Genomic DNA, 6,000 nt, shown 5'->3' with positions numbered 1-6,000 from the left:
AGACGTCATCGCCCGGATCTCAGACCTGCCGGTCTCTCGACTGCCGGAATTGCTGCCGTGGCAGTGGAAGCCGTCGGAAAAAGCCAACGTCAAGGCTGCATAACCGCGGCTCTCGGCGCATGCTTACTTTTTGTAGAGCGCATTACATAATCAAAATTCTGCGGCACGGCGCTGTAAGCGCAAAGTTGAACTGTGCCGCACGCTCTTTCGGTCACTGGGACCCCGGTCACCCTCTAAAGGACTTCCTTGCCTCTCCCTCGGTCATCCAGTCCTGCCCGCCGAAGGCGACGAGGGCGACAAAGACACAGTTTTTGTTGACATCGGCGCGGAACACGACGGTCAGACGATAGCCGCGGCCGCCATGGCGGACCAGCCAACCGTCCAGCGGTGGGGCCAAGCGAACTCCAGACATCGGGTTGGCAGCGATCTCGGCAATTAGGTCGTCCACCTCATCAAGGCGCCTGCTGGCGGCGTTGAAGTCCCCGCCGGTGACGTCGACGATGTGGTCTACCAATGCTGCAAGGTCTTGGTCGACCAAGGGATGTCGAACGATGCGCATCAGGCAGCGGTGCCACCGGCGGTCTTTGCGAGTCGGGCAAGATGCGAGCGGGCGCCTGACGTGATGGACTCGCCTGTTCGCACGGGCTCCCAGGCATCAGGGGGCAGCGCGAGGCGCCGTTGCACTTCGGCTTCGAAGAGAAGACGCTCCCTCTCCCGCGTTGCGCGCGCACGGGCCATTTCGCCAGAGACAGCAGCGCTGATGTTCGGATACTCACCACTTTCGACCAACTCGCGAGCGAAGTTGAACGCTGCATCCGTGAAGCTGACACTCTGCTTGTGTACGCCCATGATTTTCTCCGCCGGTAGTCTGTTGGAACACCATAGCTCTTTCGCGATGTGTTTTCAACGACTGCAAGCGACCGACGTCTGTAGGCCAAGCATGAGCGATGGACTCAAGATCTATAACTCATTGATGCATTGGGCTGGCAAGTAGATACCCGCGACGCGCCTTCTGACGAAGGGTCCGGACTGCTGCCTTCTCTGCCTCGGCGGGAGATGCCCAAGTTTCAAGAGATGTCCGACCTCGCGTTCCGATCCTGCCCCAAGCCCGTATGACACAAACCTCCCCGAACAGTGTCGCAGCAACATCGATGCAGTAGAACCGCGCCATGTTGGCCTCAGGGTCGATGCGATGCAGATGTGCCAAAGCCATGGTGGGTCTCCCTCGCACAGAATCTGTCCTACCGCGTTCCAAGTCCAATTGCTTTTCTGAATCGAAACCAGCGGATCGATTCAGAAACTTGATGGGTTGCCGTTCTGTCCGCGTATACTGGACACCAAGGCGTTGCCCGCTAGCTGCTTGCCAATGTCAGACTGTTGCTACATCCCGCGAGTGTGGGACATCCACGGCAACGAAGTTCTTCGCCCGCCGCTTGTTCGCCGTGTACCAAACTGTCTTGCGCTCGCCGGTGTGGCTGAACTCATAGGTGACGCCGAGGATCTTCTCGCGATGATCTGGGTCGACCATCCATTCCACAGGCCTGCCAACATCAAACTTGGCTGCCGACGTGTCGTCGTCGAGGGCATTCGTTTTCTGATCAGTCATTTCTCTTCTCCCTCGGTTGTCGTGTGCAGCGGCGCCTTGTCCAAGGCGATGTCGAATGCCTCCTGGAACCGCGCGCGGAAAGCCGGGCCCATGACCCGCGCCAAACCAAGAATCCCAAGTGGATCGTGCCGGGCGGTCAGGTCGGCTGCAAAAGGCGGTCGCAGGGTCAAGGTAACACTGGTCGGATGCTTGCCCCGCGCGCCGCGAGGCTCAACGACTTCGGGCATGCCATCGCGCTCCCAATCGTCAAAGACTTGGTCACGCAGTCCCTGCGCCACGCGACGGATCAGGAACTGGACCGAGCACCGCGCCACTGAGGCCCAGGCTTCAGCGAGATGGGCTTGCCGGGCAGTGAGTGACACCGCAACATAGACAACCTGCCCCCGTGCCGCTGCGGAAGGGGCAGGCACCGCATGGGGCCGCGCCAAGTTCGTTGGTGCCCGCGGTTCACCCTCCTCTTTCCGGGCTTCTTCTTTTCCGCGGATGGGCAACCCGCCATCATCATCGCGTTGGGGCATGACATGTGCGGCGGCTGTCACGATTGCCGGTTGCTCGGGCTTCGATTCTGGCCGGGAGTTGACCGGCGCCGACGGCATCGCGCTCGGTCTTTCAACCTCCGCCGGGGGCGCGACCATCCCACCAAACCCAAGCTTCGCTGAAAAACCCGCGTCCTGCCGGATGATCCGCATCTGATCTTTACGCGGTGCCATTATGCGACCTCCGCCGGGGCCGCGATCAACTGATCGATTTCGTCGAGAAGCTCCCCTGCCTCCTTCACGGCCGTCTGAAGATGCGCCGCCAACCCGCGGTTAGGCGTCTTGTCCGCGATCGGGCCGAGGAGCCCTTCCTTGTCCATCCGGACATAGGCGCTGCGATTGGACAGCCAGGCCTCGCAGGCGGGCAATGACCGGAAGAGTTCATCCGCCACCGCGCGCTCCGCCTCAGAAAGCCGGACCTGCACACGGCTGAACACAACAGAGAAGCCGGCAAGCTCATCCGGGTTGTCGACCCGCCCCCGCAGCTTCAGATACCAGCTGGCCGTCTCAAGGGTCTCGCTGAGATCGCCGCGCGACAGCATCATCGGGCAAATGATCCGGTGCGCTGCGACCGCCAGAACGTCTTGCGCTTCAGATCCGCCGCCGAAGGTGTCGATCAGGATCAGATGTTCTTGGTCCGGCTGTTCATAGATCTGGTCAATCGCCTCGACGACCCGGTGGGCATCAAGTGTGTGGATCACCTCGACCAGCGGCGACCAGTTTCCGGCCTCTTGCCCCGCCTTCATCCACTTGAGGCAAGACTTCGAGGCATCCGTGTCGAAGATCGTGACCGTCTCGCCGCGACTTGCTGCGGCAGAGGCGAGGGCGCGGCAGAGCGTGCTCTTGCCCGATCCGCCCTTCCTGTTCATCACCAGAACAACCCGTATTCCGTAACCCATATCACCTCCCTCACTTCGCGTATCGCCGATCCCATTTTTCTGAATGCCGATCGCTGAAAACTTTTATCCTAAATCGCATCTCATAAATCCGAACCACGACCGCGGATATCAGAAACCATCTCGCGCAACTCCTATTGCGCAAGGCGTATATCTTTAATCGCTTGTCTGATTACTGGATGCGTATGTCTTTTATCTGATCGCGCAAGGCGTGTATCATAAGGCATAGCCCTGATCACACGTCGCTGATGCCACAAGACGCATCCCACACTTCCTTTCTCCGAACCCGCAACACTGAACGGTTGGGTCCGTACATCAAACAAAACAGGGCGTTACCGCCACTTCTGCCCGGTAAATACCATCCTGCCAAGGGATTCGAGGGGCACCTTCTCCGGTTGCGCCTTGTGCATTCGGCGATCAGCGAAGTGCACTCGGTGGCAGGTGAGTTACCCAAGGTTAACACAACCTGCAAGGGGTCATATCGCGCATAGATTGTGCTTGATCAAGAGCTGAAAGAAGGGGATAGAAAGGGTGGCAGGAAATGCGTGATGTCTACAAATAATCAGTGGCAGAAGTTGGCAGGAAAATCAGAGCCTCGCAAAACAGAACTTAAGTCGGGGTCCGATTTTTCAGCCAAGAAGAATTGCGTGACGACTGATTCTGCAGCGCAGCAAATGACCCGGCGGGGGCGGCCCCGAGGCGAGAGTTCGGGCCAGGTGGTCAGCTGCCGTCTGCCTGCCGAAGAGCTTCAGGCCTTCGATGCGCTCTGCACCCAGCTTGGCGCGAAATCCCGCTCTGACGGTGTGCGGTCGGTTGTGCGGATGGCCTCGGGTTTCCTCGAGTTCAGCCGGGAAGACAGTGCCAAGCTGGAGGACATTCGCTACGAGCTGGCAAAGATCGGGACCAACGTGAATCAGATTGCGCTGGCGGCGAACCGGGGCAGGGCGCCGATGGTCAAAGCGCAGTGGGCGTCGGTGGATGAGTTGCGCCGGTCGCTGCCGATGGTGGCGAAGACGCTGAACCAGATCATCGCGGAACGGCGCCGGCAGGGCGTGGCGCTGTTTCGGAAGTTTGTCGAAGCCCAAGAGGGCGCGCGGCATGGTTAAGCTTGGCTCGCGTCCGATCGGGCTGGCAGAAGCGATTCTTGGGGAAATCGGTTTCCTGCGTCCCCAGTCCGGGCGTGTGAAACCCGGACCATCTTCCCTCTCTCGGCAGGGCTTCCGGTTCGCGCCGCGCGCCAGCCAGTTGTGGCGGTTTTCGCTGGGATCGAACGCCGCGGTGATCAAGAAGATAAGCAAGGGTGGCACGGCGAACGCCAAAGAGCTGGCGATCCAGATGGACTATCTGTTCTCGAAGTCTGCCGCGATCTTCGGCAACGGGGTCATGCTGGACGCCCACGCCAAGGGGCTGTCCACTGACGAGCGGAACGACATCGTCGGCCATTGGGTCGAGGATTGGCGCGGTTCGCCCAAGAACGGGCACACCAGTCACTTGCTCCTGAGCTTTCCGTCCCATGTGCGGCCGGAGAAGGCCAAGATGATTGCCGAGGTCTGGGCCTTCGAGATGTTTCAGTCGGGTGACCATCAGGGCGATGTCTGGTCCTATGTCGCGGCGCTGCACACCGACCGGTCGCATCCCCATGTCCATATCGTCGTGAACAACCGCGGCAACCTGAACGACAGTTGGTTCTTCATGGCGAAGGAACATGCGTTCAACCTCGACATGATGAAGGGTCGCATGGTGGCCATTGCGGCCGAGGAAGGCGTGTTTCTGGATGCGACCTCGCGGGCAGAGCGGGGGCTTCTGACCTATGGCCCATCTCGGGCAGAGATGGAACGAGCACGGGAAGAAGGTCGGGCGCCTGAGGAACGGCTGCGCGAGGGCAGGGCGCTGGAGGATGCACTTGCCACGATGGCGCACACGGCCGACACAATGCGCAGCCTGAGCCATGTGGCGGCGCTGACTGGGCTGCCCGAGATCGCCGCGAAGATCGCCAAGGCCGAGGAAGTGCTTAGGCAGGGCGGGGTGCTCCATCCCTTCCCGGCTGAGGCGGCGACGCTTGAGCGCGCTGACCTGGAGCGGCATTTCAACGGGTGGATGGCCGAGGCGGAGGGCAGGATCCGCAAGGCCCCCATCGCAGAGCGGAAGGGCCTGCGGGATGAGCTTTATGGCTATGCCGTCGATATCGCGCGGGGGCTTGGCGATGCCCGCGGTGCGCAGCTTTTGCAGATGATGCCGCAGTCGGCGGTCTATGGCGTGGCGGTTGAGGGCGAAGCCTTAACGCGGGGCAGGGCGCAAACGACCCTGCATCGTGGGGCGGCGGAGCGACTGCGAGCGGAGATCGTTGCGGGCGCGACTGCGATTGGCTTGAGCGGCGAACGCATCGCCAGCCGTCTGGAAACCGGCGCGGCGAACGCCTGGGAAGAACGGGACTGGGTCCGCAGTGATCTTCTGGCCCTCGCGGGTCGGCGACGGCTGGATCTGCGTAACCCGGATCAGGGGAGGCGCGTGGCAGACGCGTTGCAAGGGTTCTATGACCGAGCGGCGGCGGTGATTGACCACGCCGTTGAGCAGGAGGCCGTGCCTGAGAACGACCGGCTGGTGCGGACCCTGCGGTCGCTGGGGCGGATCATGCAGACCGAGGGCAAGGTTGAGTTCCGGGGCGATGCCCATGCCGAGCGCTTCGCCGAAGAGCTGCGGCAGCGGTATGGAAAGGGCGTCATAGCCGATCTGGCGGCCGGGAAGACCGACGCACTGGCGCGGGACATCGAGGGAGACCAGGACCGCCGCTGGATTGCGCGGGCGGTGGTGTCAGCCGCAAAAGCGCATGTCGCCTTTGGCCTTACGCTGAGCGCGGCGCGGGAGTCCGAGCGAGGACTGCGCGAAGCAGGAAACCCGGAAGCGCGAGACTGGGAGCGCTGATGCATCGGAAGGACAGGATATGGGCCGTGACTGCGCAACG

The 6,000-nt window shown here is 61.5% G+C and carries 8 protein-coding genes; 2 read left to right on the top strand and 6 right to left on the bottom strand.

Annotated features, from left to right (window positions below; genetic code table 11):
• Positions 1-226: 226 nt before the first annotated feature.
• From FOA17_RS19670 to FOA17_RS19645, 6 genes are all read right to left on the bottom strand, one after another.
• On the bottom strand, positions 227-514 hold the full coding sequence (locus FOA17_RS19670) for a type II toxin-antitoxin system RelE/ParE family toxin (RefSeq protein ID WP_238991908.1): 288 nt from the start codon (positions 512-514) through the stop codon (positions 227-229).
• A 44-nt stretch (positions 515-558) separates the two neighbouring features.
• Entirely contained in the window at positions 559-849 is a 291-nt protein-coding gene (locus tag FOA17_RS19665) for a hypothetical protein (protein ID WP_149143189.1), read from the bottom strand.
• 118 nt (positions 850-967) lie between these two features.
• The gene (locus FOA17_RS19660) at positions 968-1,213 is read right to left on the bottom strand and encodes a WGR domain-containing protein (protein WP_149143188.1); all 246 of its coding nucleotides are present in this window, start codon (positions 1,211-1,213) and stop codon (positions 968-970) included.
• A 156-nt stretch (positions 1,214-1,369) separates the two neighbouring features.
• Positions 1,370-1,606, bottom strand: a complete 237-nt coding sequence (locus tag FOA17_RS19655) for a hypothetical protein (RefSeq protein ID WP_149143187.1) — start codon at positions 1,604-1,606, stop codon at positions 1,370-1,372.
• Complete coding sequence (locus tag FOA17_RS19650) at positions 1,603-2,316, bottom strand: hypothetical protein (RefSeq protein ID WP_149143186.1); 714 nt, start codon at positions 2,314-2,316, stop codon at positions 1,603-1,605. Before FOA17_RS19650 ends, FOA17_RS19655 begins: the two co-directional genes overlap by 4 nt.
• Positions 2,316-3,041 carry a nucleotide-binding protein gene (locus tag FOA17_RS19645; RefSeq protein WP_149143185.1) on the bottom strand — a complete coding sequence of 242 codons (726 nt, stop codon included), beginning with the start codon at positions 3,039-3,041 and terminating at the stop codon, positions 2,316-2,318. Before FOA17_RS19645 ends, FOA17_RS19650 begins: the two co-directional genes overlap by 1 nt.
• 545 nt (positions 3,042-3,586) lie before the next feature.
• On the opposite strand from FOA17_RS19645, the gene mobC reads away from it, so the two are divergent.
• Positions 3,587-4,144 carry a plasmid mobilization relaxosome protein MobC gene (mobC, locus tag FOA17_RS20240; RefSeq protein ID WP_149143184.1) on the top strand — a complete coding sequence of 186 codons (558 nt, stop codon included), beginning with the start codon at positions 3,587-3,589 and terminating at the stop codon, positions 4,142-4,144.
• Positions 4,137-5,960, top strand: coding sequence for a relaxase/mobilization nuclease domain-containing protein (locus FOA17_RS19635; protein ID WP_149143183.1), 1,824 nt, complete (start codon positions 4,137-4,139; stop codon positions 5,958-5,960). Before mobC ends, FOA17_RS19635 begins: the two co-directional genes overlap by 8 nt.
• Positions 5,961-6,000 lie beyond the last annotated feature (40 nt).

It is taken from the genome of Gemmobacter caeruleus (assembly GCF_008271655.1).
GTDB classification, from domain to species: Bacteria; Pseudomonadota; Alphaproteobacteria; order Rhodobacterales; family Rhodobacteraceae; genus Gemmobacter; species Gemmobacter caeruleus.
The sequence above is the reverse complement of the archived record's forward strand: the minus strand, read 5'-3'. Positions and strand labels throughout refer to the sequence as shown.

What these genes read in the sequence shown, in the direction of transcription:
- mobC (WP_149143184.1), top strand. Translation starts at nt 3,587, where the DNA reads ATGTCTACAAATAATCAGTGGCAGAAGTTGGCAGGAAAATCAGAGCCT.
- FOA17_RS19660 (WP_149143188.1), bottom strand. Translation starts at nt 1,213, where the DNA reads ATGGCTTTGGCACATCTGCATCGCATCGACCCTGAGGCCAACATGGCG.
- FOA17_RS19665 (WP_149143189.1), bottom strand. Translation starts at nt 849, where the DNA reads ATGGGCGTACACAAGCAGAGTGTCAGCTTCACGGATGCAGCGTTCAAC.
- FOA17_RS19650 (WP_149143186.1), bottom strand. Translation starts at nt 2,316, where the DNA reads ATGGCACCGCGTAAAGATCAGATGCGGATCATCCGGCAGGACGCGGGT.
- FOA17_RS19655 (WP_149143187.1), bottom strand. Translation starts at nt 1,606, where the DNA reads ATGACTGATCAGAAAACGAATGCCCTCGACGACGACACGTCGGCAGCC.
- FOA17_RS19635 (WP_149143183.1), top strand. Translation starts at nt 4,137, where the DNA reads ATGGTTAAGCTTGGCTCGCGTCCGATCGGGCTGGCAGAAGCGATTCTT.
- FOA17_RS19645 (WP_149143185.1), bottom strand. Translation starts at nt 3,041, where the DNA reads ATGGGTTACGGAATACGGGTTGTTCTGGTGATGAACAGGAAGGGCGGA.